Source organism: Paracoccus isoporae, assembly GCF_900101865.1.
GTDB classification, from domain to species: domain Bacteria; phylum Pseudomonadota; class Alphaproteobacteria; order Rhodobacterales; family Rhodobacteraceae; genus Paracoccus; species Paracoccus isoporae.
The window spans coordinates 26,144-46,216 of sequence record NZ_FNAH01000003.1; the positions used below are offsets into that span (position 1 = coordinate 26,144).

At 66.8% G+C, this 20,073-nt stretch carries 20 protein-coding genes; 3 read left to right on the forward strand and 17 right to left on the reverse strand.

The features are described from left to right. Positions 1 to 40: 40 nt before the first annotated feature. From dnaA to mutM, 4 genes are all read right to left on the reverse strand, one after another. Positions 41 to 1,405, reverse strand: a complete 1,365-nt coding sequence (gene dnaA / locus BLT73_RS06420) for a chromosomal replication initiator protein DnaA (protein ID WP_090522001.1) — start codon at positions 1,403 to 1,405, stop codon at positions 41 to 43. Between the two features lie 508 nt (positions 1,406 to 1,913). Beyond that, positions 1,914 to 2,183 (reverse strand): 30S ribosomal protein S20, encoded by a 270-nt coding sequence (gene rpsT / locus BLT73_RS06425; protein WP_090522003.1) that lies wholly within the window; start codon positions 2,181 to 2,183, stop codon positions 1,914 to 1,916. A gap of 152 nt (positions 2,184 to 2,335) precedes the next feature. Further along, entirely contained in the window at positions 2,336 to 3,112 is a 777-nt protein-coding gene (locus tag BLT73_RS06430; protein ID WP_090522005.1) for an enoyl-CoA hydratase, read from the reverse strand. Positions 3,113 to 3,179: 67 nt separating this feature from the next. Continuing rightward, complete coding sequence (gene mutM / locus BLT73_RS06435) at positions 3,180 to 4,022, reverse strand: bifunctional DNA-formamidopyrimidine glycosylase/DNA-(apurinic or apyrimidinic site) lyase (RefSeq protein ID WP_090522007.1); 843 nt, start codon at positions 4,020 to 4,022, stop codon at positions 3,180 to 3,182. A gap of 75 nt (positions 4,023 to 4,097) precedes the next feature. On the opposite strand from mutM, the gene ubiE reads away from it, so the two are divergent. After that, positions 4,098 to 4,844 (forward strand): bifunctional demethylmenaquinone methyltransferase/2-methoxy-6-polyprenyl-1,4-benzoquinol methylase UbiE, encoded by a 747-nt coding sequence (ubiE, locus tag BLT73_RS06440; protein ID WP_090522009.1) that lies wholly within the window; start codon positions 4,098 to 4,100, stop codon positions 4,842 to 4,844. 1 nt (position 4,845) lies between these two features. Further along, positions 4,846 to 6,381, forward strand: coding sequence for a 2-polyprenylphenol 6-hydroxylase (ubiB, locus tag BLT73_RS06445; RefSeq protein WP_090522010.1), 1,536 nt, complete (start codon positions 4,846 to 4,848; stop codon positions 6,379 to 6,381). 13 nt (positions 6,382 to 6,394) lie between these two features. On the opposite strand, the gene BLT73_RS06450 is transcribed toward ubiB, so the two are convergent. From BLT73_RS06450 to mutL, 8 genes are read right to left on the reverse strand one after another with little or no spacing between them, the layout of a single operon-like run. Then, entirely contained in the window at positions 6,395 to 7,018 is a 624-nt protein-coding gene (locus BLT73_RS06450) for a COG3650 family protein (RefSeq protein ID WP_090522013.1), read from the reverse strand. 5 nt (positions 7,019 to 7,023) lie between these two features. Further along, on the reverse strand, positions 7,024 to 7,740 hold the full coding sequence (locus tag BLT73_RS06455; RefSeq protein WP_090522015.1) for a VIT1/CCC1 transporter family protein: 717 nt from the start codon (positions 7,738 to 7,740) through the stop codon (positions 7,024 to 7,026). A gap of 27 nt (positions 7,741 to 7,767) precedes the next feature. Further along, positions 7,768 to 9,684 (reverse strand): 1-deoxy-D-xylulose-5-phosphate synthase, encoded by a 1,917-nt coding sequence (dxs, locus tag BLT73_RS06460; RefSeq protein WP_090522017.1) that lies wholly within the window; start codon positions 9,682 to 9,684, stop codon positions 7,768 to 7,770. 23 nt (positions 9,685 to 9,707) lie between these two features. Next, positions 9,708 to 10,571 (reverse strand): polyprenyl synthetase family protein, encoded by an 864-nt coding sequence (locus tag BLT73_RS06465; RefSeq protein WP_090522019.1) that lies wholly within the window; start codon positions 10,569 to 10,571, stop codon positions 9,708 to 9,710. Then, positions 10,571 to 10,804, reverse strand: coding sequence for an exodeoxyribonuclease VII small subunit (locus BLT73_RS06470; RefSeq protein ID WP_090522021.1), 234 nt, complete (start codon positions 10,802 to 10,804; stop codon positions 10,571 to 10,573). Before BLT73_RS06470 ends, BLT73_RS06465 begins: the two co-directional genes overlap by 1 nt. Further along, positions 10,801 to 11,718, reverse strand: coding sequence for a histone deacetylase family protein (locus tag BLT73_RS06475; protein WP_090522023.1), 918 nt, complete (start codon positions 11,716 to 11,718; stop codon positions 10,801 to 10,803). Before BLT73_RS06475 ends, BLT73_RS06470 begins: the two co-directional genes overlap by 4 nt. Positions 11,719 to 11,736: 18 nt before the next feature. Next, positions 11,737 to 12,108 carry a DUF3775 domain-containing protein gene (locus BLT73_RS06480; RefSeq protein WP_090522025.1) on the reverse strand — a complete coding sequence of 124 codons (372 nt, stop codon included), beginning with the start codon at positions 12,106 to 12,108 and terminating at the stop codon, positions 11,737 to 11,739. Between the two features lie 46 nt (positions 12,109 to 12,154). Beyond that, positions 12,155 to 13,984, reverse strand: coding sequence for a DNA mismatch repair endonuclease MutL (gene mutL, locus BLT73_RS06485; RefSeq protein WP_090522027.1), 1,830 nt, complete (start codon positions 13,982 to 13,984; stop codon positions 12,155 to 12,157). Positions 13,985 to 14,120: 136 nt separating this feature from the next. Here mutL and BLT73_RS17255 point away from each other — a divergent pair, with 136 nt between their 5' ends. Beyond that, a complete protein-coding gene (locus tag BLT73_RS17255; RefSeq protein ID WP_176804975.1) occupies positions 14,121 to 14,297 on the forward strand; it encodes a hypothetical protein in 177 nt (58 codons plus the stop codon). A 64-nt stretch (positions 14,298 to 14,361) separates the two neighbouring features. Here the strand turns inward: BLT73_RS17255 and BLT73_RS06490 are convergent, their stop codons facing one another. The 5 genes from BLT73_RS06490 to purH form a co-directional block, all read right to left on the reverse strand. Further along, complete coding sequence (locus tag BLT73_RS06490) at positions 14,362 to 15,693, reverse strand: M16 family metallopeptidase (RefSeq protein ID WP_090522029.1); 1,332 nt, start codon at positions 15,691 to 15,693, stop codon at positions 14,362 to 14,364. A 5-nt stretch (positions 15,694 to 15,698) separates the two neighbouring features. Then, positions 15,699 to 17,174 (reverse strand): M16 family metallopeptidase, encoded by a 1,476-nt coding sequence (locus tag BLT73_RS06495; RefSeq protein WP_090522031.1) that lies wholly within the window; start codon positions 17,172 to 17,174, stop codon positions 15,699 to 15,701. Between the two features lie 116 nt (positions 17,175 to 17,290). Next, positions 17,291 to 17,803, reverse strand: coding sequence for a DUF3035 domain-containing protein (locus BLT73_RS06500; RefSeq protein WP_090522033.1), 513 nt, complete (start codon positions 17,801 to 17,803; stop codon positions 17,291 to 17,293). Positions 17,804 to 17,839: 36 nt separating this feature from the next. Further along, the gene (gene lspA, locus BLT73_RS06505; protein WP_090522035.1) at positions 17,840 to 18,469 is read right to left on the reverse strand and encodes a signal peptidase II; all 630 of its coding nucleotides are present in this window, start codon (positions 18,467 to 18,469) and stop codon (positions 17,840 to 17,842) included. Next, positions 18,469 to 20,058, reverse strand: a complete 1,590-nt coding sequence (purH, locus tag BLT73_RS06510; RefSeq protein ID WP_090522037.1) for a bifunctional phosphoribosylaminoimidazolecarboxamide formyltransferase/IMP cyclohydrolase — start codon at positions 20,056 to 20,058, stop codon at positions 18,469 to 18,471. The genes lspA and purH overlap by 1 nt, the downstream gene beginning before the upstream one ends. Positions 20,059 to 20,073 lie beyond the last annotated feature (15 nt).

Consider the following 20,073-nt stretch of genomic DNA (forward strand, 5'->3'; position numbering starts at 1 on the left):
ATCGCCGGTCCGTGGAATGTCGATGGAAATGCGACCGGAATCAAGCCTCGAGGGCGCGGCGCAGCAACTGCACGTCCTCGGCCAGCCCGTGATCCTCGCAGCAGAGTTCCTCGATCTTGCGCACGCCGTGCATGATGGTGGTGTGATCGCGCCCGCCGAAACGCCGCCCGATCTCGGGCAGGCTGCGGGTGGTCATCTGCTTGGCCAGATACATCGCCACCTGGCGCGGGCGGGCGATGGTGCGCACCCGCTTCTGCCCGACCATGTCCGAGAGCCTGATGTTATAATGCTCGGCCACCTTCCGCTGGATGTCTTCGATCGACAATTTGCGGTCGGAGGAGCGCAGGATGTCGGCCAGGCAATCCTGCGTCAGTTCCATGTCGATTTCCCGGCCCACCAGCGAGGCGAAGGCGAACAGGCGCTGCAGCGCCCCTTCCAGCACGCGGACATTCGAGGTGATGCGATGGGCCAGAAACTCCAGCACGCCCGGCGCGATCTGAAGCCCAGAATACTGGGCCCGAAACGCGTCGGCCTTGGATTGCAGGATTCCCAGGCGCAGCTCGTAATCGGTCGGGTGCAGATCGACCACCAGCCCGCATTGCAGACGCGACTTGATCCGATCCTCCATATCCTTGATCTCGCCCGGGGCGCGGTCGGCGGAAATCACGATCTGCTTGCCCTGATCGACAAGCGCGTTGAAGGTGTGGAAGAACTCCTCCTGCGTCGATTCCTTGCCGGCGATGAACTGCACGTCATCGACCATCAGCACCTCGACATTGCGGAACATCTCCTTGAAATCCATGATCGTGCGTTCGCGCAGGGCCTGGACGAAGCGATACATGAACTGTTCGGCCGAGAGATAGAGCACCCGCGATTCCGGGCGGCGGGCGCGGATCTCGCGCGCGATGGCGTGCATCAGATGGGTCTTGCCCAGCCCGACCCCGCCATAGAGGAACAGGGGATTGAACGTCACCGGCCCGCCTTCGGCCACGCGGCGCGCGGCAGCATGGGCCAGCTCGTTCGGCTTGCCGACCACGAAATTCTCGAAGGTGAAGCGCGCATCCAGCGGGGCGGACATCTCGGGATCCGCGCCACGCGCGGACTCCGCCGCCGCATCAGCCGCGTCACGTTTCGCCCCGGCGCGGGGCGCGGTGGGTTTCGGGCGGGCAGAGGCGACCTGAAAGCTCAGCCGGGCGACATCGGCGCCAGCCTTGACGAGCGCATCGCGGATCGCATCGGCGTAATGGCGCTGCACCCAGTCCGAGATGAAGCGCGTGGGCGTCGAGATCTGCGCCTCGCCCGATTCGATACCGGTCAGGCCGAGCGGCGCGATCCATGCGGTGTGGTTGTTGCTGCCGATCCTGTCCCGAAGTGCGTCACTGGCCCGATCCCATATCTCGTTCATTCTTGTCTTCTCGTTCGTCTTTTTCCCCGGTTCCGGCCCTGTCGCATGCCGGGCGGCTCAACGCGCGATGGGGGCAGGACACAGACGGACGCTGCGACAATCGCGGTCGCATGGTCCGTCGGGACCGAACTGAATACACCGATCTCGCAGAAGGGATGGCAGCCCTTCCACATGGTCAGTGTCTGACCGGATGTCGGTCTATCAAAAACTGCGTGTCCGAGTTTCGGTGGCAGACCGAGCCGCACGCAATTTCCCCCAAGGCGACGTGAATCGCAGGAACGAAGCTAGCCGCTTGCCACTGCGTCCCGCAACCGATCTTCGCGCTTGACAGAAACTTCGCTGGAACGAATCCGGGACGCCAGTCACAAACCCGTCGTAAATCCAAAGGCTTGCTAAAAATTATTGGAAATTCAGAAGTTTGTGCTGCTGCACATGCAAAAGGGCGCATCCGGGATGCGCCCTAGCGTCAACTTGGCAGGCCGGATTTCCAGCCTGCGCTGAACGGAATTCACTTCGCTTCGACAGCCTTCACGCGGGCAGCCAGGCGCGAGATTTTCCGCGCCGCGGTGTTCTTGTGATACACGCCCTTGGTGACGCCGCGCATAATTTCAGGCTGGGCCGACTGGAGGGCGGATTTCGCCGCCGCAGCATCGCCTGAAGCAATCGCTTCCTCGACCTTGCGCAGATAGGTGCGGATGCGCGAGCGGCGGGCCTTGTTGATTTCGGTGCGGCGCACGACCTGACGGGCGCGCTTCTTGGACTGGGCGGTGTTGGCCATGGGTTCGGTCCTGTGTGTTCTTCCAAATGTCGATCACGCAAAAGACCCATGGCGCCGTTCATCGTCGAACGGACATGATTCTTGCCTAAGCGGGCCCACGCGCATGTAAGCCCGGCCCTATACAGGCGACGGGCGGGAAAGCCAAGCGAAAATCACTTGTCGCGGAATTGCGGCTCGCGCTTCTCCAGGAAGGCGGCCATGCCTTCCTTCTGATCCTCGGTCGCGAACAGCGCGTGGAACAGGCGGCGTTCGTATTGCAGCCCCTCCTGCAGCGTCGTCTCGTAGCTGCGGTTCACGGCTTCCTTCGCCGCCTTCACCGCGATCTGCGAGCGTTCTGCGATCTTCTTGGCGGCACTCATCGCCTCGGGGATCAGCTTCGCGGCCGGCACCACACGGCTGACCAGGCCGGACCGCTCGGCCTCTTCGGCATCCATGAACCGGCCGGTCAGGTTCATGTCCATCGCCTTTGACTTTCCGACAAAGCGGGTCAGGCGCTGCGTGCCGCCGATCCCGGCGATGACGCCCAGGTTGATCTCGGGCTGGCCGAATTTCGCATTCTCGGCGCAGATGATGAAGTCGCAGGCCATGGCCAACTCACACCCGCCGCCAAGCGCATAGCCCGACACGGCCGCGATGATCGGCTTGCGGATCTCGGAAATCTCTGCCGCGGGCGCGGCAAACAGGTTGTCGTGATAAACCTCGACGAAGCCCTTCTGCGACATTTCCTTGATGTCGGCCCCCGCGGCAAAGGCCTTGTCGCTGCCGGTGATGACGATGCAGCGCACCTTGTCATTGCCGTCCGCATCGGCGAGCGCGGCGGTCAACTCTTCCAGCAGCTTGCTGTTCAGCGCGTTCAGCGCGTCGGGCCGGTTCAGGCGGATCAGCGCCACATTGTCGCTGATCTCGACATTGATGTTCTGGTAAGCCATTCGGGCATCCCTTCGCGATTGCGGTCCGCAAACACCTAACAAAGCCGTGAGGGACTGGCCAGTGCCGTCATCGCTGGCAGGCGCGGCACCAGAAGCTGGACCTGCCTGACTGCACGACGCGCCGGATGACGCCTCGGCATCCCGGACGCGGGCAGGGTTCGCCTGCACGATCATAGACGCGGAAACTGTGCTGGAAATAGCCCAGCTCTCCGCTGGCCTGCCGGTGATCGCGCAGCGAAGAGCCGCCCGCGGCAATCGCCTCGGTCAGCACATCCTTGATGTGCAGCGCCAGGGCGTCGAGCCGCGTCCGCCCGATCCGCCCGGCCGCCCGGCGCGGGTCGATCCCGGCGCGATGCAGCGATTCGGAGACATAGATATTGCCCAGCCCCGCCACGACGCGCTGATCGAGCAGCAGTGCCTTCACCGGCGCACGCCGTCCGGCAAAAGCGGCGGCCAGCGTGGCGCCGGTGAACGACGCCCCCAAAGGCTCCGGCCCCAGATGGTCGAGCAGCGGCGAGCGGTCGTCGCGGATCAGGTCCACCATGCCGAAGCGCCTTGCGTCGTTCAGCGTGATCCGCGTGCCGGCATCGGTGTCGATCACGACATGGTCATGCTGCGGCAGGATGGCCGGATCGCGGTGGAACTGGCCCAGCCCCGCGCCTTCGATCACCAGCCGGCCGGACATGCCCAGATGGATCAGCAGCGCCGCATCACGATCCAGATCGGCGAGGATATATTTGGACCGGCGGCGCAGCCCGGTCACCATCGCCCCCGTGGCGATCTGGGTCAGCTCGGGCGGGAATTTCCAGCGCAGGCCGTCACGGTTCAGCAGCAGCCGGTCGATGCGCCGCCCCTCCAGATGGGGAAGAAGTCCACGTCGGACGGTCTCGACTTCGGGCAGTTCTGGCATTCCGCAATCTTTCGTCGCATTGTGTCGGCCAATCTGCGGTCTTAACTGGCCCCCAGAGACAGCAACGGCAAGAGCATGACGAGCGAGAAACAGACCCATTTCGGCTTCCGCAGCGTGGCCGAGGACGAAAAGGCCGGCATGGTGCATGGCGTGTTCTCGCGCGTGGCCTCGCGCTACGACGTGATGAACGACCTGATGAGTGCAGGGATTCACCGCATCTGGAAGAACGCGATGATGGACTGGCTGGCCCCGCAGAACGGTCAGGACTTGCTGGATGTCGCGGGCGGCACGGGGGACATCGCGTTCCGCTTTCTGGATCGCGCCCCGCAGGCGCGGGCCACGGTCTGCGACATGACCGAATCGATGCTGGTCGAGGGCCGCAAGCGCGCCGAGGCGGAACGGCTGGCCGACCGGCTCGGCTGGGTGACGGGCGACGCGATGGCGCTGCCCTTCGCGGATCACAGCTTCGACCGCTACACGATCAGCTTCGGCATCCGCAATGTCACCCGCATCCCCGACGCGCTGTCCGAAGCGTTTCGCGTGCTGCGCCCCGGCGGGCGGCTGATGGTGCTGGAGTTCAGCCAGTTGCCGGTGCCGGCGGTGCAATGGGCCTATGACCGATACAGCTTCAATGTCATCCCGGCGATGGGGCAGCTCGTCGCGAATGACCGCGACAGCTATCAATATCTGGTCGAATCGATCCGCCGCTTCCCCGATCAGGAGGCATTCGCGCAGATGATCCGCGATGCCGGGTTCGAGCGCGTGCAGTATCGCAACCTGTCCATGGGCATTGCCGCGCTGCATTCGGGCTGGAAGCTGTAACATGCGCGGCCCGCATAATATCTGGCGCCTGATCCGCACCGGCGCCACGTTCGAGCGCACGGGCGCGATGGGCGTGGCGCTCGATGCCATGCAGGCGCCGCGCAATGTCCGCGCCGCCGCGCGTGTGCTGGGCTGGCCGTTCCGATGGCTCGGCTATCGCGGCGATCCGTCTTTGCCGCCGGTGACGCGCGCCATCACCGCACTTGGCCCGGCCTATATCAAGTTCGGGCAGATTCTCTCCACCCGGCCCGATGTGGTGGGGGTCGAGCTGGCCAACCAGCTCAGCTATCTGCAGGACAAGCTGCCGCCCTTCCCGACCGATCAGGCGCGCCAGATGATCGAGGCCGATCTGGGCCGCCCGGTTGCCGGGTTGTTCAGCGAATTTTCCGATCCCGTCGCCGCCGCCTCGATCGCGCAGGTCCACCGGGCGCGGCTGGCAGATGGCGGGCGCGACGTGGCGGTGAAGGTGCTGCGTCCCGGCATCAACGCGGCCTTTGCGCGCGACATCGATGCGTTCCATTTCGGCGCGAACATGATCGAGATGCTGTCGCCCGCCACCCGCCGTCTGCGGCCCCGCGACGTGGTGGCGCATTTCGAGGGGGTGGTGAATGGCGAGCTGGACCTGCGGCTGGAAGCGGCCTCGGCCTCGCTGTTTGCCGAAAACACGCGCGAGGATGCGCGGTTCCAGGTCCCTGCCCCGCAGTGGAACCTGTGTTCGCGCCGCGTGCTCACCTCCGACTGGGCCGAGGGCATCCCGCTTGGCAATGTCGCGGCGATCCGGGCCGCCGGGCATGACACCGAGGCGCTTGCGGAACGCATTTTGCAGCTTTTCCTGTCCCATGCGCTGCGCGACGGGTTCTTTCACGGCGACATGCATCAGGGCAATCTGAAGGTCGCGCCGAATGGCGACCTGATCGCCTATGATTTCGGCATCATGGGCGAGATCGACGAATATACCCGCCGGATCTATGCCGAGATCCTGATGGGGTTCATCCGCCGCGATTACGACATGCTGGCCAAGGTGCATTTCGAGGCGGGCTATGTGCCGCGCGACCGCGATCCCGCCGCCTTCGCCCGCGCCCTGCGCGCGGTGGGAGAGCCGATCTTCGGCGCCGATGCAAGCCAGATCTCCATGGCCAATCTGCTGGGCTATCTGTTCGAGGTGACGGAGCGGTTTGGGATGCAGACCCGGACCGAGCTCATCCTTCTGCAACGCACCATGGTCGTGGTCGAGGGCGTGGCGCGGTCGCTGGATCCGAACCTGAATATCTGGAAGGCGGCGCGGCCTGTGGTCGAGGATTACATCAAGGCCAATCTGGGGCCGCGCGCGCTGATCTCGGACGGCCAGCAGATCGCGCGGACCTTGCAGCGGGCCATGCCGCTGATGCCGCGCCTGCTGGAAGACGCCATCTGGCGGGCGCGGCACGGATCGGCCCAAGTCGAGCGGCCGCAGCGGGACCGGTTCAGTTGGCGCTCAGCCGCAATCGGGGCAGCGGCGACGGCCGCGCTGTCGCTGGCACTGACCGCCTTGGGCTGATCTTGCGCGCGGATCAGGGGCCGGCGGGCCGCGCGATCCAGCAACATCCGGTCGACAGGCGCGGCGTTTCGCCATCGCGGACAACTATCGCGTCCAGCCCGTAGCGCATGTCCGACATGCCATCATTGCAGGCGGCATTGGTGATCGAGGCGGTCAGCCTGCCCTCCGGTCCCGAGGCCAGCAACGCACGGCGCGGGCTGCGGAACACGCCCGTATCCAGCACGGTCAGATCGTCATAAAACATCTCGCCTTCGGGGGTCCACCACATCAGACCGCCATCGCGCGGCTCGATCATCCAGAACGGCTCGTTGCCGCCGCAGCGCAGCCCGGCCGGCACGGCATCATCCTGCCAGACATCGGTGCGATAGCGCAGATAGCGCATCGAGACCCAGCCGGTCCGCTCATTCGTGTTGAGCAGGCCCCAATTGCCTTCGGTCTCGATGATCTCGATCCCCGTGGCGTCGGGGGCGAGGCTGCCGATGATCGGCGATCCCGCATCGGGACGCTCGCGGATGTTCAGCACGTCATCCGCAGCCACCCCATGCACATCGAAGAGTGTCGGCAGGATATATTCCTGCGTGGCCCAGGCGGGTAACGCGACGGCGGTCAGCAGGCACAGCAGCACAGCCTTCAGCATCGGCCCTATCCCATGGTTACGCCGAAGACGCGCCCGATCAGCGCGGTCACGGCCATTGCGAAGCTCCCCCAGAATAGCACACGCAGCACCGCCTTGCCTATCGGCGCGCCACCGGTCCGCGCCCCAATTGCCCCAAGCGTCGCCAGCGCGATCAGCGTGGCGATCCAGACCACGGGGATCAGGCTGCTGCCCTGCGACAGCGCGGCGCCGGTCAGCGGCACCGCACCGGCCAGCAGAAAGGTCAGCGCCGACGTCACCGCCGCCTGGATCGGGTTGGCCGCATGGACATCGGAGAGGCCTAACTCGTCGCGGATATGCGCACCGAGCGCGTCATGCTCGGTCAACTCGGTTGCAACCAGCAGCGCGGTGTCCGGTGCCAGCCCGCGCTGTTCGTAGATCGCGGCAAGCTCTTCCAACTCCACATGCGGGTTCTCGTCAAGCGCCTGGGTCTCGCGCAGGATGTCGGCCCGTTCGATATCCGACTGGCTGGAGACGGAAACATATTCACCCGCCGCCATCGACAGCGCCCCGGCGGACAGGCCGGCCAGCCCGGCCAGCATGATCTCCGCATGTCCCGCGCCAGACGCCGCGACGCCGACCAGAAGCGAGGCGACCGAGACGATCCCGTCATTCGCCCCCAGCACCGCCGCGCGCAGCCAGCCCGAGCGGGAGACGTAATGCGGATCGTCGGGGTGGGCGTCCGGGTGTGTGTGACGTGTCATGCGGTGGGCCCGTCCCCTATCGCCACGCTAGGCCCGCGCGGTCATCCGCGCGATGCCCAGCACCTCCAGCACCTTCGCCTCGATATCGGGCGCGTTCATCGCGGCATCGGCATACATCGCCGCCGGGCTGTTCTGGTCGATGAATGTGTCCGGCAGCACCATGGAGCGGAATTTCAGCCCGCGATCAAACACCGCTTCCTCGGCCAGAAGCTGCGCGACATGGCTGCCGAATCCGCCGATTGCACCCTCCTCGATGGTGATGAGCGCCTCGTGTCCGGCGGCGAGACGCAGGATCAGGTCCCGGTCGAGCGGCTTGGAGAAGCGCGCATCCGCCACGGTCGGCGTGATGCCGCGCGCCATGAGCGCCTCGCGCGCGGCCATCACCTCGGAGAGCCGCGTGCCGAAGGACAGGATCGCCACCCGTCCGCCCTCGGCGACCACGCGGCCCTTGCCGATCTCCAGCGGGCGGCCGCGCTCCGGCATCTCGACGCCGGTGCCCTCTCCGCGCGGGAAGCGGAAGGCGATGGGGCCATCATCATGGGCGGCGGCGGTGGCGACCATATGGACCAGCTCGGCCTCGTCGGCGGCCGCCATCACTACCATGCCGGGCAGGCTGGACAGGAAACCAATGTCGAACGCACCGGCATGGGTCGCGCCATCCGCGCCGACAAGCCCGGCGCGGTCGATGGCAAAGCGCACCGGCAAACGCTGGATCGCGACGTCATGGACGACCTGATCATAGCCGCGCTGCAGGAAGGTCGAATAGATGGCGCAGAACGGCCGAAGCCCGCCCGCCGCCAGACCTGCCGAGAAGGTCACCGCGTGTTGCTCGGCAATCCCCACATCGAAGCAGCGGCGCGGGAACCGCTCGGCAAACAGGTTCAGCCCGGTGCCGTCCGGCATGGCGGCGGTCACCGCGACGATGCGATCATCGGATTCCGCCATCCTCGTGAGCGAGCGGGCAAACACGCTGGTATAGCTGGGGGCGTTCGACTTGGCCTTGGCCTGCTCTCCGGTCAGCACGTCGAACTTGGCGCGCGCATGGCCGCGATCCGCCGCGTCCTCGGCCGGGGCGTACCCCTTGCCCTTGCGGGTGATCGCATGGATCAGCACCGGCCCGGTCGCCCGCGACTTGAGCGTACGCAGCAGCGCCAGAAGCTGGTCCAGATCATGCCCGTCCACCGGGCCGATATAGGAAAACCCGAGCTCCTCGAACATGGTGCCGCCAATCGCCATGCCCTTGAGCATCTCCTTGGCCCGGCGCGCACCCTCCTGCAACGGCTCGGGCAGGAAGCCGACCGCGCCCTTGGCAATGGATTTCAGCTCATGGAACGGGCCTTCGGTGTAAAGCCGCGTGAGATAGCTGGACAATGCGCCGGTGGGCGGGGCGATGGACATCTCGTTGTCATTCAGGATCACGAACAGCCGCTTTCCCAGGTGCCCGGCATTGTTCAGCGCCTCGAAGGCCATCCCCGCCGACATCGCGCCGTCCCCGATCACCGCCACCGCATCGCCCGGATCGCCGCCCAGCTCGCGCGCCATGGCGAAGCCGAGCGCGGCACTGATCGAGGTGGAGCTGTGGCCGGCCCCGAACGGGTCATAGGGGCTTTCGGACCGCTTGGTGAAGCCCGACAGCCCGCCCGCCGCGCGCAGCGTGCGGATCCGGTCGCGGCGTCCCGTCAGGATCTTGTGGGGGTAGCATTGATGGCCGACATCCCAGATGATCTTGTCGCGCGGCGCGTCAAACACCGCGTGCAGCGCCACGGTCAGTTCCACCACGCCCAGCCCGGCACCCAGATGACCGCCGGTCTCGCTGACCGCGCTGATCGTTTCGGCGCGCAGTTCTGCGGCGAGCTGGGACAGTTCCCTGTCGTTCAGCGCCTTCATGTCGGACGGCAGATTGACCCGGTCGAGCACGGGTGTCTTGGGGCGGTCTTGGCTCATCTGTGGCGGCCCTTTCCGGGGCTTCAGCTTTGGCGGTCGATAACGAAACGCGCCAAATCGCGCAAGTTATCCGCCTGCTCACCATATGGTGAGAGGGCGGCAATCGCCCGCTCGGTCAACTCGGCGGCGTGCGACCGCGCCCCGTCCAGCCCCATCAGCGAAACAAAGGTGGCTTTTCCGGCCCGGGCATCCTTGCCGACACGCTTTCCGATGGTCTCTTCGTCGCCGGTCACATCCAGCACGTCGTCATGGATCTGGAAGGCCAGGCCGAGATTGTCGGCATAGTCGCGCAGCGCGGCAGGATCCGCATTCGCGATCAGCGCGCCGGCCTCGGCGGCGAAGATGATCAGCGCCCCGGTCTTGGCGGCCTGCATCCGCTTGATGCCGTCGAGATCCAGCGGCGTGGTTGCCTGTTCGGCCGCGATATCAAGCATCTGGCCATTCACCATGCCGCGCGCCCCGACAGCGTCGGCAAAGCGCGCGATCAGCCGCATCCGGGTTTCGGCCGCCCCGATGACCGGATCGGACAGCAGCGCAAAGGCCAGGCTCTGCAGCGCGTCACCGGCCAGGATCGCGGTGGCCTCGGACCACTGGACATGCACGGTCGGCATGCCGCGCCGCAGATCGTCGTCATCCATCGCCGGCAGATCGTCATGGACCAGGCTATAGGCATGCAGCGCCTCCACCGCGGCAGCAACCGGCAGCGCCGCCGCCTCCGGCACGTCGTGCAGCCGCGCCGATTCCATCACCAGGAACGCCCGCAGCTTCTTGCCGCCCACGCAGGCATAGCGCATCGCGTCGGACAGCTCGCCGCCAGGCAGCGCCGACATGGCGGAATCGAGCGCAGATTCCACCTGCTGCTTTACCGCCTCCAGCCTGTCAGACATCAGAGCCCCTCGGCCTTGGTCGTGCCGGTGGGTTGTCCCTGCGCCAGGGTGATCTTCTCGACCCGCTCCTCGGCCGCGCGCAGCCTTGCCTCGCAATGGGCGCGCAGCGCCGCCCCGCGCTCATACAGCTTGATCGAATCCTCCAGCGTCGCATTGCCGCTTTCCAGCCGCGACACGACCTGTTCCAGTTCCTTCATCGCGTCCTCGAAGGACATATCCGCGATTTCACTCATCCGGCGCGCCTCATCAGTGTGTCCACATGCGCCCGCACCGAAGCCCCGAGCGCCGCAAGGTTGTAGCCCCCTTCGAGGCAAGAGACCACCTTTGCATCGCTGTTTCGCGCCCTGTACAGAATGGCGCCGGTCAGCGCGGCAAAATCCTGCGTCTGCCAGTTCAATCCGGCCAGCGGATCGTCCGTGTGGGCATCGAACCCGGCGGAGATGATGACCAGCTCCGGCCCGAAGGCGGCGACACGGCCGAGAATTTCATCCCAGGCCGCTCGCGCCGTGGACCCGTCCGATCCCGGCGGCAGGGGCGCATTGATGATCTGCCCGTGCGCCCCGGTCTCCTGCGCCGCGCCGGTGCCGGGCCAGAGCGGCATCTGATGGCTGGAGGCGAAGATCACGCCCGGCTCGTCCCAGAGCAGCGCCTGCGTGCCGTTGCCGTGATGCACGTCGAAATCCAGCACCGCCACGCGGGACAGGCCACGCTTATGCAGCGCGTGCTTCGCGGCGATCGCCGCATTGCCGAAGATGCAGAACCCCATCGGCGTCTCGGCCTCGGCATGGTGGCCGGGCGGGCGCATGGCAACGAATGCAGTGTCGTCAGATCCGTCCAGCACCGCATCCACCGCCGCCACCGCGCCACCCGCAGCCCGCCGCGCGGGCTCCAGCGAGCCGGGTGACAGATAGGTGTCGGCGTCCAGCATCGCGCAGCCCGCATCCGGCACGGCCGAGGCGATCCGGTCCAGGTAACGCTGCGGATGGCAGAGCAGCAGGGACGCATCCGTCGCCAGCGGTGCCTCCCTGCGGTCCAGATCCAGATCCGCCAGGGCCTCAATCACCGCGTCATAGCGCGCGACCTGCTCGGGGTGACCCGGCGGCGACGCATGCGACAGCGCGCTCGGATCGGCGAACAGCAGGGTCACGGCAGCGCCCCTTGCGGCTCAGACCTGATGTTGCAGATCATCTTCTTCATATTCCGGCGAGATCCCGAGCGCCTCCATCCCCGCTTCCAGCAGATCGGCCAGGCGAGGCTCGCCCATCAGGTAATCCTCCGTGGGCGCGGTCTGCTTTGTCCGGGCGGTGGCCATGGCCTCGTCCAGCTCGCTCGCGTCGAAGCTGTCGCGGCCGATCCACATGATCGCGGTCAGCGCCGCCTGCTCGTCCTCGTTCAGATTGGCGATGAACTCGTGCAGCTCGCTGCGCACGCCGGTGCCCTTGCGCTGCCCGCTATGCGCCCAGGCGTTGATGCCGCTGTCATATTCGCGGGCGCGAATGATGATGAAGGCGAGCTTGTCGGCGGTGATCTCTAGCATGTCCGTCCCTCCGCGGGGTCAGTGTCGCGCCATTCCGCGGACCGCGTCAATCCTTGCGACCGAAGAGCCGCTCGATATCGGACAAGGACAGCCGCACCCAGGTCGGCCGACCGTGATTGCACTGCCCGGAGCGCGGCGTCTGCTCCATTTCGCGCAGAAGCGCGTTCATCTCGGCCGCGGTCATGCGTCGGCCCGACCGGACCGATCCGTGGCACGCCATCGAGGAGAGCACCGCATCGACCCGCGCCTGCAGCCGGTCGGACGACCCCTGATCGGCCAGATCATCGGCAATGTCACGAATCAGCGCCGTCGCGTCGAGCCGCCCGAACAGGGCCGGGATCTCGCGGACGGCAATCGCGCCGCCGCCGAAGGGCTCGACCGTCAGGCCCAGATCCGCAAGCGCGTCGCGAATCGAGAGAATGCGCGCGGCGTCATCCTCGGGCAATTCCACGATCTCGGGGATCAGCAAGGCCTGCGCGGCAATGCCGTTCTCCGCTGCCAGCCGCTTCAGCCGCTCATACACAAGCCGTTCATGGGCGGCGTGCTGATCGACAAGGATCATCCCGTCGGCGGTCTGCGCGACGATGTAGTTCTCATGGATCTGCGCCCGCGCCGCGCCGAGCGGGGCATCCACCGGACCGTCACCCTCGCCGATCTCCTCGAACCGCGCGGAGGGCGCGTCGGCGAACCCGTCGAAGGCCGGGGCCTGTGCGTCATGGGCGGCCCGGATGGCGGCGCGAGACGGAGAGGTCGGGCGATACTCCATCTGATACCGCGCGACCGGCGGCTGATCCGATACCGGATCGGCCCGGAACGCCGCCAGCGTGGCCGCGCCGACCGTGTCAGAGGCGCGCCGCGATTCGCCGGCCAGCCGATGGCGCAGCGTCGCGACCACGAGACCGCGCACCGCGGCGGGATCACGAAACCGCACCTCCGCCTTGGCCGGATGGACATTCACATCCACAAGCTGCGGATCGCAATCAATGAACAGCGCGGCCGCCGGATGCCGACCAGAGGGCAGGACATCGAAATAACCGGCCCGCAGCGCCCCGGTCAGCAGCTTGTCGCGCACCGGGCGGGTGTTGACGAACAGATGCTGCGCCACCGCCGCGCCGCGGGAATAGGTGGGCAGCGCAGCGAAGCCGGACAGCCGAACCCCGTCGCGCTCTGCCTCGATCCGAACCGCGTTGTCGATGAAATCGCGCCCCATGATCCGGCTAAGGCGCGCATGCAGCGCGTCGAACAGATCGCCCTGCTCCGCATCGGCGCGCAGAATCACCCGGTCCTCCTCCGACAGGGTGAAGGAAATCGAGGGTTCCGCCATCGCCAGGCGGCGCACCACTTCCGCGATCGCCTGGGTTTCCGCCCGCTCGCTGCGCAGGAATTTCAGCCGCGCCGGGGTGGCAAAGAACAGGTCGCGCAGCTCGACCGTGGTGCCGCGATTGGACGCTGCCGGCCGGACCGGCTCGATCCGGCCGCCGGTCACGCGGATTTCCGCGCCGTCGGCCTCGGCACGAGAGGTAATGGTCAGCCGCCCGACCGCGCCAAGCGATGGCAGCGCCTCACCGCGAAAACCGAAGCTGCGAATCGCCAGAAGATCGCTGCCATCGATCTTGGAGGTGGCGTGGCGCGACATGGCCAGCGGCAAATCCTCGGCCGACATGCCACAGCCGTCATCGGACACGCGGATCAGCGCCTTGCCGCCCTGCGAGATGGTCACATCGATGCGCCCTGCGCCTGCGTCGATGGCGTTCTCGACCAATTCCTTGACCGCCGAGGCCGGACGCTCGACCACCTCGCCCGCGGCGATCCGGTTGGCGACGCTGTCATCGAGCTGCCGGATTACCGGGCGGATATGGGGGTGCTGAGCGTTCATAACGCAATATCTAGCAAATCTGAACGGCGCGGGAAATGATTCTCCGGCTCAAACCGGCTGGCAGGGAAACCGGCCTGTGTCGCCGGGCGTTAATGATCCAGCGGAATGACTTCCGTCCTAATTAGGGAGAGTTGAGATGAAAAGAATTGCAGCCCTCGTGATCTGCGGATCGGTTCTCGCAGTCGCCGCCTGCGGCGAAAACGCCGCCACACGCGCCACCACCGGCGCGGCGACGGGTGCCGTTGTCGGCGGTCCGGCGGGCGCGGTGGCCGGTGCGGCGCTCGGTGGCTCGGGCGCGGTCCGGGTCGAATAAATCAATTGAAACGATACGAGGCCGCCGCGCAGCCCGGCCGGGCTGCGCGGCGTCTTTCTTGCCTTCAGTCCGTCGGCCGTGATGCCTCATCAACCCCTTCGGGCCGGCCCACGAGAACGAAGAACAACTCCTCCGGGTCAAGCCACTGCTGCGCGACGCGGGCGACGTCATCCGATGTGACCGCCTCGACCAGATCATTGCGCCGGTCGGGATAGTCGATCGGCAATCCCATGAGTTGCATCCCGGTCAGGATTGACGAGATCTTGGCGTTGCCGTCCCAGCGAAGCGGATATTCGCCGGTCAGATAGGTCTTGGCATCGGCAAGTTCCCGATCGCTCACCCCGTCTGCCATGCGCGCCCATTCCTGCCGGACCAGATCCACCGCCTCTTCGACCGAGGCGTTGGAACTCGACATGCCGCCCTGCCAGGTCGGGGCATAGGCGCCGTTCACCAGCGAGGTATAGACGCCATAGGTCAGGCCGCGCTCCTCGCGGATCTCCTCCATCAGCCGCGACGAGAACCCGCCGCCGCCGAGGATGTGATTGGCGACATAGGCCGCGAAATAATCCGGATCGTCCATCTCCGGGGCAGGCTGCACGAAGCCCACGACGGTCTGCGGGCTGTTCCAGTCGATCACCTGTTCGCCGCCCTCGGCCAGGAACTCGGCCTCCGACGGCAGCGGCGCGGTGCCGGTTTCGGGAATGCCGCCCAGCACCTCGTCGATCAGTTGGCCAAGCTCTTCGGGACTGATATCGCCCGCCGCACCGATCACGACGCGGTCGCGCGCCACCACCCGGTTCAGCGCCTCCACCATATCCTGCGGTCCCAGCGGCGCCACCGATTCCGCCGTGCCGTTGATCGAACTGCCATAGGGATGCGCCCCGAAGGCCGCCTCTGCCGCGGCCTTGCGCGCGATGGTCTGCGGATCGGTGTCCTCGGAGCGGATGATCGCCATCACCTGCCCCTTCACCCGCGCCACCGCGTCCTCGTCGAAACGCGGCGCGCTCAGCGCGTCGGACAGCAGCTCCGCCGTCGCGTCGCGGTTCTGGGTCAGGAACCGGGTCGAGACGGTCAGCGCGTCGTCGCCAACATCGAAGCTGATGCCCGCCCCAAGCTCCTCGACCGCGGCGGCAAATTCGGTCGCGTCCATCTCTGCCGCGCCTTCCTCGAGCGTGTGCGTCATCAGGTTGATCGCCCCGCGCTTGCCGGGCGGATCGAGGCTGGCGCCGCCCCGAAAGGCGAAATCGACCGCCGCGAAGGGGATGCTGTCATCCTCGACCAGCCAGGCCGTGAGACCGCCAGGGGAGGTCACCTCCTGGATCTCGATGGCGCGTGCCGGCGCGGCGGTGGCGAGGGGCGCGGCGCACAGCACCGCGGCGAAAAAGACCTTCCGCATGATCGTCATTCTCCCGCCTCCGTCTCGCTCTCCGCGTTGTCCGGCTGCCCGTCGGCCCGGCCTGCGTCCGCGCCGGACGCGGCTTCGCCGGCGCCGTCGGCAGACGGGGCGATGTCATCCGGCTTTGCGACCGGCGGATCGACGGCAGATGATTGCGCGTCGTCCGCCTCCTCCGGCAGCAGCCAGCCGGTCACGCTGGCCGTGCTGTTCAGCACCAGATCGGCCGCTTCCATCACATCCGCCTCCGTCACATCGGCCAGCAGATCGGGCCAGGCATTCACATCCTCGATGCTCAGCGTCGTGGCGAGACCCTGACCATATTGATAGGCCCGCCCATGCGCGGAATCCTGTTCATAGATCTTCGCGGCGCGGATCGTGGTCTTGACCCGCTCAAGCTGCTCGGGGTCCGGGCCTTCTTCCAGAAACCGCGCCAGAACCGCGTCCAGGGCCGCCTCGGCCTCCTGCGGCGACTGCCCATCGACCGGCGCCATCGAGATGTAGAAATTGGTCGGATCGACGGCGAGGCCCTCATACCCTGCCCCGGCATATAGCGCCTGCCCGGTCAGCACCAGTTCGCGACCCAGAACAGAGGTCTGCGGCGATCCGCCCAGCAACTCGGCCAGCACGCTCAGCGCCGCGGCCATGTCCTGATCGCCCGGGTTGCGCTCCGGCACCAGCACGGTGCGGACCATGGAGGGTTGCGGGACACGGGGATCGCGCATCTCCATCCGGCGGGGCGCGCGCTGCGTCGGCTCCTGCGGGCGCGCGGCACGGTCCACCCCCTCCTTGGCCGGGATGGGTCCGTAATATTCCTCGGCCAGTTCGCGCGCGCGCTCAGGCGTCACGTCGCCCGCCAGCACCAGGATCGCATTGTTCGGCGCGTAATAGCGGTCATACCAGTCAAGCGCGTCAGACCGCGTCAGATCCGTCATCTCGGCCCGCCAGCCGATCACCGGGCGGCCGTAGGGATGGTTCAGATACTGCGCCGCGCTGCGTTCTTCTGCGAACAGGGCCGAGGGGTCGCTGTCGGTGCGCTGCGCGCGTTCTTCCAGCACCACCTGACGCTCCGCCTGCCAGTCCTCCTCGCCGATGCGCAGATTCTCCATCCGGTCGGCCTCCATCTCCATGATCATCGGCAGCCGGTCCGAGGCGATCCGCTGGAAATAGGTGGTGAAGTCATAGCTGGTGAACGCGTTGTCCCGCCCGCCATTGGCCGTCACCGTGCGCGAGAACTCGCCCGGTTCGACCTGCTCCGTGCCCTTGAACATCAGATGCTCGAGATAATGCGCGAGGCCGGTCTTGCCCGGCACCTCATCTGCCGAACCGATCTTGTACCAGAGCATCTGCACGACGACCGGGGCGCGATGATCCTCGATCACCACGGCTTCGAGGCCGTTATCCAGCGTGAAATGGCTGACACCGGGGGGCATCTCGGCAAAGGCCGGCGTGGCCATGAGTGCGGCCAGGAAAAATGCGCGCATCGTCGCTCCTTTCGCGGGGGCTGAGGCAGCGCGAAAATGGCGCTGCGGATCCGGGCGGACAAATCACGTCCGGGTGACCGCTCCCGCCGAGCGGCGGCAGACGCGCGGACGCGGGATCACTCTTCCAGCAGCGGCGGCGCGGACGGGGTGCGGGCGCCGGCGCGCTGCCAGCGATCCTGCTCGGCCCAGCTATCCAGCGTCATTGGCTCATAGGCGCGGTAATAGACATCCGTGCGCGCCAGGTTCTCCAGCAGGCGGCGCGAGTGATTCGACCGCCAGGCGAGGTCTTCCTGCGCGAGCTGCTGACGGATCCCCGCGGTCACGCCAAGCCGCGAGGCGTAGGTCACGAGCGCACCGTCCGCCGCACCGATCCCGGTCGGGGCCAAACGCTCCGGATTGCCGCCAAGAGCCGCCACCGCGTCGCCTTTCGGGTTCGGATCGGTGATATTGGCACCGCCCGGTGTCGGCTGCGGAAGCTGGTTCAGATCCGGTGGCATGGACAGGGGCCGCGTGGGCACGATGGAGAACTCGTCCGGCGTGTCCTGCCCGGCCGTCAGGTTATGGAGCTGCGGATCGCTGGAACATGAGGCCAAAGCCCCCGCCCCGATCAGTGCCCAGATTAGCCGCATTCCGGTCCCCCGTTTCTCATTGCAGCACTTCTAGCCTTATTTGGCAGGCGCGTCACGGGTCTTGTCCGCGCCCGGCCGATTGGACTGGGGCGGTTGCAGGATCAGCCCGAACGCGCCTGCGAAGATCGCGATATCGGCGACGTTGAAGCTGTAGGGGTTGCGCCAGTTGGGCAGCGACATGTTCAGGAAATCGGCCACTGCCCCGTAGAGCAGCCGGTCGATCACGTTCCCGATCGCCCCGCCGATCAACAGCCCCGCGGCCAGCTGGGTGAAGCGGCCCGGCCGGGTGCGGCGCACCCAGATGATCACCCACAGGCACACGGCGATGGCGATGGCGATCAGCACCCATCGCATCGGGTCGTTTGAGGAGCTGAAAAGTCCGAAATTCACCCCCTGGTTCCACGCCATGCGCAGATTGATCCAGGGCGGCAACACGTCGATCTCACGCAGCCGGTCCAGCCGGAGCACATGGACGACATAGTATTTGCTGATCTGGTCGATCAGAATGATCGCCGCCGCCACCCATGCCAGGGTGTGCAGCGAATTTGGCTCCGGCGGCGGTGGTGCGGATGCCTTCTTGCGGCGCGGCTTGGCCGCGCCCTTCCCGGCATCGGATCCGGTCCTGGCCTTCTGCGGGACCGCTGTCTTTTTGGACTCGCCCGACATCAGTGCCGGAAATGACGCTGGCCGGTGAAGACCATGGTGATGCCGCGCGCATCCGCCGCCGCGATCACCTCGGCGTCGCGGACCGAGCCGCCGGGCTGGATCACCGCCTCGGCCCCGGCATCGGCCAGGGCCTCGACCCCGTCGGCAAAGGGAAAGAACGCATCCGAGGCCACCGCCGCACCGGAGGTCAGCGGCAGCGGCAGCGACAGCGCCTCGGCCATGTCCTGCGCCTTGCTGCGCCCGATCCGGGTGGAATCGATCCGGCTCATCTGCCCGGCCCCGATGCCGACCGTGGCCAGATCCTTGGCGTACACGATGGCGTTCGATTTCACATGCTTGGCCACCGACCAGGCGAACATCAGATCGGCCAGTTCGGCCTCGCTCGGCTGGCGCTTCGTGACCACCTTCAGCTCCGGCGGTGCCACGCGCCCATTGTCGCGCGATTGCACGAGGAAGCCCCCCGCCACCTGCCGGAACGCGGTGCCGCCAGCGGCCGGGTCGGGCAGGCCGCCGGTGGTCAGAAGCCGCAGATTCTTGCGACCTGCAAACACCTCGCGCGCTTCGTCGGTGGCGTCGGGGGCGATGACGACCTCGGTGAAGATCTCGGTGATGGCGCGCGCGGTCTCGCCATCCAGCGTCTGGTTCAGCGCGATGATCCCGCCGAAGGCCGATGTGCGGTCGCAGTCGAAGGCACGGCGATAGGCCTCGGCCGCCGTATCCGCACGCGCCACACCGCAGGGATTGGCGTGCTTGATGATCGCGCAGGCGGGACCGTCCGCCGGGTCGAACTCCGCCACCAGCTCGAAGGCCGCATCGGTGTCGTTGATGTTGTTATAGGACAGCTCCTTGCCCTGCCATTGCCGCGCCGTGGCCACGCCCGGCCGTGCCTCTCCGGTGGTGTAGAAGGCCGCGCGCTGATGCGGGTTTTCGCCATAGCGAAGCCCCTGCGCCAGGGTGCCCGCGAAGGCGCGGCGGCGCGGCGTCTCCACCCCGATCGCGCCGGCCATCCAGTTCGACACCGCCGCATCATAGGCCGCGGTGCGGGCATAGGCGGTCTGCGCCAGGCGCTGCCGCGTGGCCAGGTCCAGCCCACCCGACGCGCGAAGCTGATCCAGCACCTCGTCGTAATCCTGCACATCGACCACCACCCCCACATAGGCGTGGTTCTTGGCCGCCGCGCGGATCATCGCCGGGCCGCCAATGTCGATATTCTCCACGCAGTCGGCATAATCGCCGCCGCGCGCCACCGTCTCCTCGAACGGGTAGAGATTGACCACCAGCAGATCGATCATGCCGATTCCGTGATCCTCCGCGGCCTTCTGATGCGCCGCATCGTCGCGCAGCGCCAGCAATCCGCCATGCACGGCCGGATGCAGCGTCTTGACCCTGCCGTCCATCATCTCCGGGAAGCCGGTCACATCCGCCACGTCCGACACCGCCAGCCCGGCCTCACGCAGCGCCTTCGCCGTGCCGCCGGTCGACAGGATCTCGACCCCTTCGGCGTCGAGCGCGCGGGCGAACTCGACCAGCCCGGTCTTGTCGGAGACCGAGATCAGGGCACGTTTCAACGGGATGATTTCTTGCGGCATTTTGTCCTGAGTCGT

Excerpts from the sequence above, each read along its gene's own strand:
- dxs (WP_090522017.1), bottom strand. The coding sequence starts at position 9,684 with ATGAGCCAAGACCGCCCCAAGACACCCGTGCTCGACCGGGTCAATCTG.
- BLT73_RS06465 (WP_090522019.1), bottom strand. The coding sequence starts at position 10,571 with ATGTCTGACAGGCTGGAGGCGGTAAAGCAGCAGGTGGAATCTGCGCTC.
- BLT73_RS06500 (WP_090522033.1), bottom strand. The coding sequence starts at position 17,803 with ATGCGGCTAATCTGGGCACTGATCGGGGCGGGGGCTTTGGCCTCATGT.
- BLT73_RS06480 (WP_090522025.1), bottom strand. The coding sequence starts at position 12,108 with ATGCTAGAGATCACCGCCGACAAGCTCGCCTTCATCATCATTCGCGCC.
- ubiB (WP_090522010.1), top strand. The coding sequence starts at position 4,846 with ATGCGCGGCCCGCATAATATCTGGCGCCTGATCCGCACCGGCGCCACG.
- BLT73_RS06490 (WP_090522029.1), bottom strand. The coding sequence starts at position 15,693 with ATGCGGAAGGTCTTTTTCGCCGCGGTGCTGTGCGCCGCGCCCCTCGCC.
- dnaA (WP_090522001.1), bottom strand. The coding sequence starts at position 1,405 with ATGAACGAGATATGGGATCGGGCCAGTGACGCACTTCGGGACAGGATC.
- mutL (WP_090522027.1), bottom strand. The coding sequence starts at position 13,984 with ATGAACGCTCAGCACCCCCATATCCGCCCGGTAATCCGGCAGCTCGAT.
- lspA (WP_090522035.1), bottom strand. The coding sequence starts at position 18,469 with ATGTCGGGCGAGTCCAAAAAGACAGCGGTCCCGCAGAAGGCCAGGACC.
- BLT73_RS06430 (WP_090522005.1), bottom strand. The coding sequence starts at position 3,112 with ATGGCTTACCAGAACATCAATGTCGAGATCAGCGACAATGTGGCGCTG.
- BLT73_RS06450 (WP_090522013.1), bottom strand. The coding sequence starts at position 7,018 with ATGCTGAAGGCTGTGCTGCTGTGCCTGCTGACCGCCGTCGCGTTACCC.
- BLT73_RS06455 (WP_090522015.1), bottom strand. The coding sequence starts at position 7,740 with ATGACACGTCACACACACCCGGACGCCCACCCCGACGATCCGCATTAC.
- BLT73_RS17255 (WP_176804975.1), top strand. The coding sequence starts at position 14,121 with ATGAAAAGAATTGCAGCCCTCGTGATCTGCGGATCGGTTCTCGCAGTC.
- ubiE (WP_090522009.1), top strand. The coding sequence starts at position 4,098 with ATGACGAGCGAGAAACAGACCCATTTCGGCTTCCGCAGCGTGGCCGAG.
- mutM (WP_090522007.1), bottom strand. The coding sequence starts at position 4,022 with ATGCCAGAACTGCCCGAAGTCGAGACCGTCCGACGTGGACTTCTTCCC.
- BLT73_RS06470 (WP_090522021.1), bottom strand. The coding sequence starts at position 10,804 with ATGAGTGAAATCGCGGATATGTCCTTCGAGGACGCGATGAAGGAACTG.
- rpsT (WP_090522003.1), bottom strand. The coding sequence starts at position 2,183 with ATGGCCAACACCGCCCAGTCCAAGAAGCGCGCCCGTCAGGTCGTGCGC.
- BLT73_RS06495 (WP_090522031.1), bottom strand. The coding sequence starts at position 17,174 with ATGCGCGCATTTTTCCTGGCCGCACTCATGGCCACGCCGGCCTTTGCC.
- purH (WP_090522037.1), bottom strand. The coding sequence starts at position 20,058 with ATGCCGCAAGAAATCATCCCGTTGAAACGTGCCCTGATCTCGGTCTCC.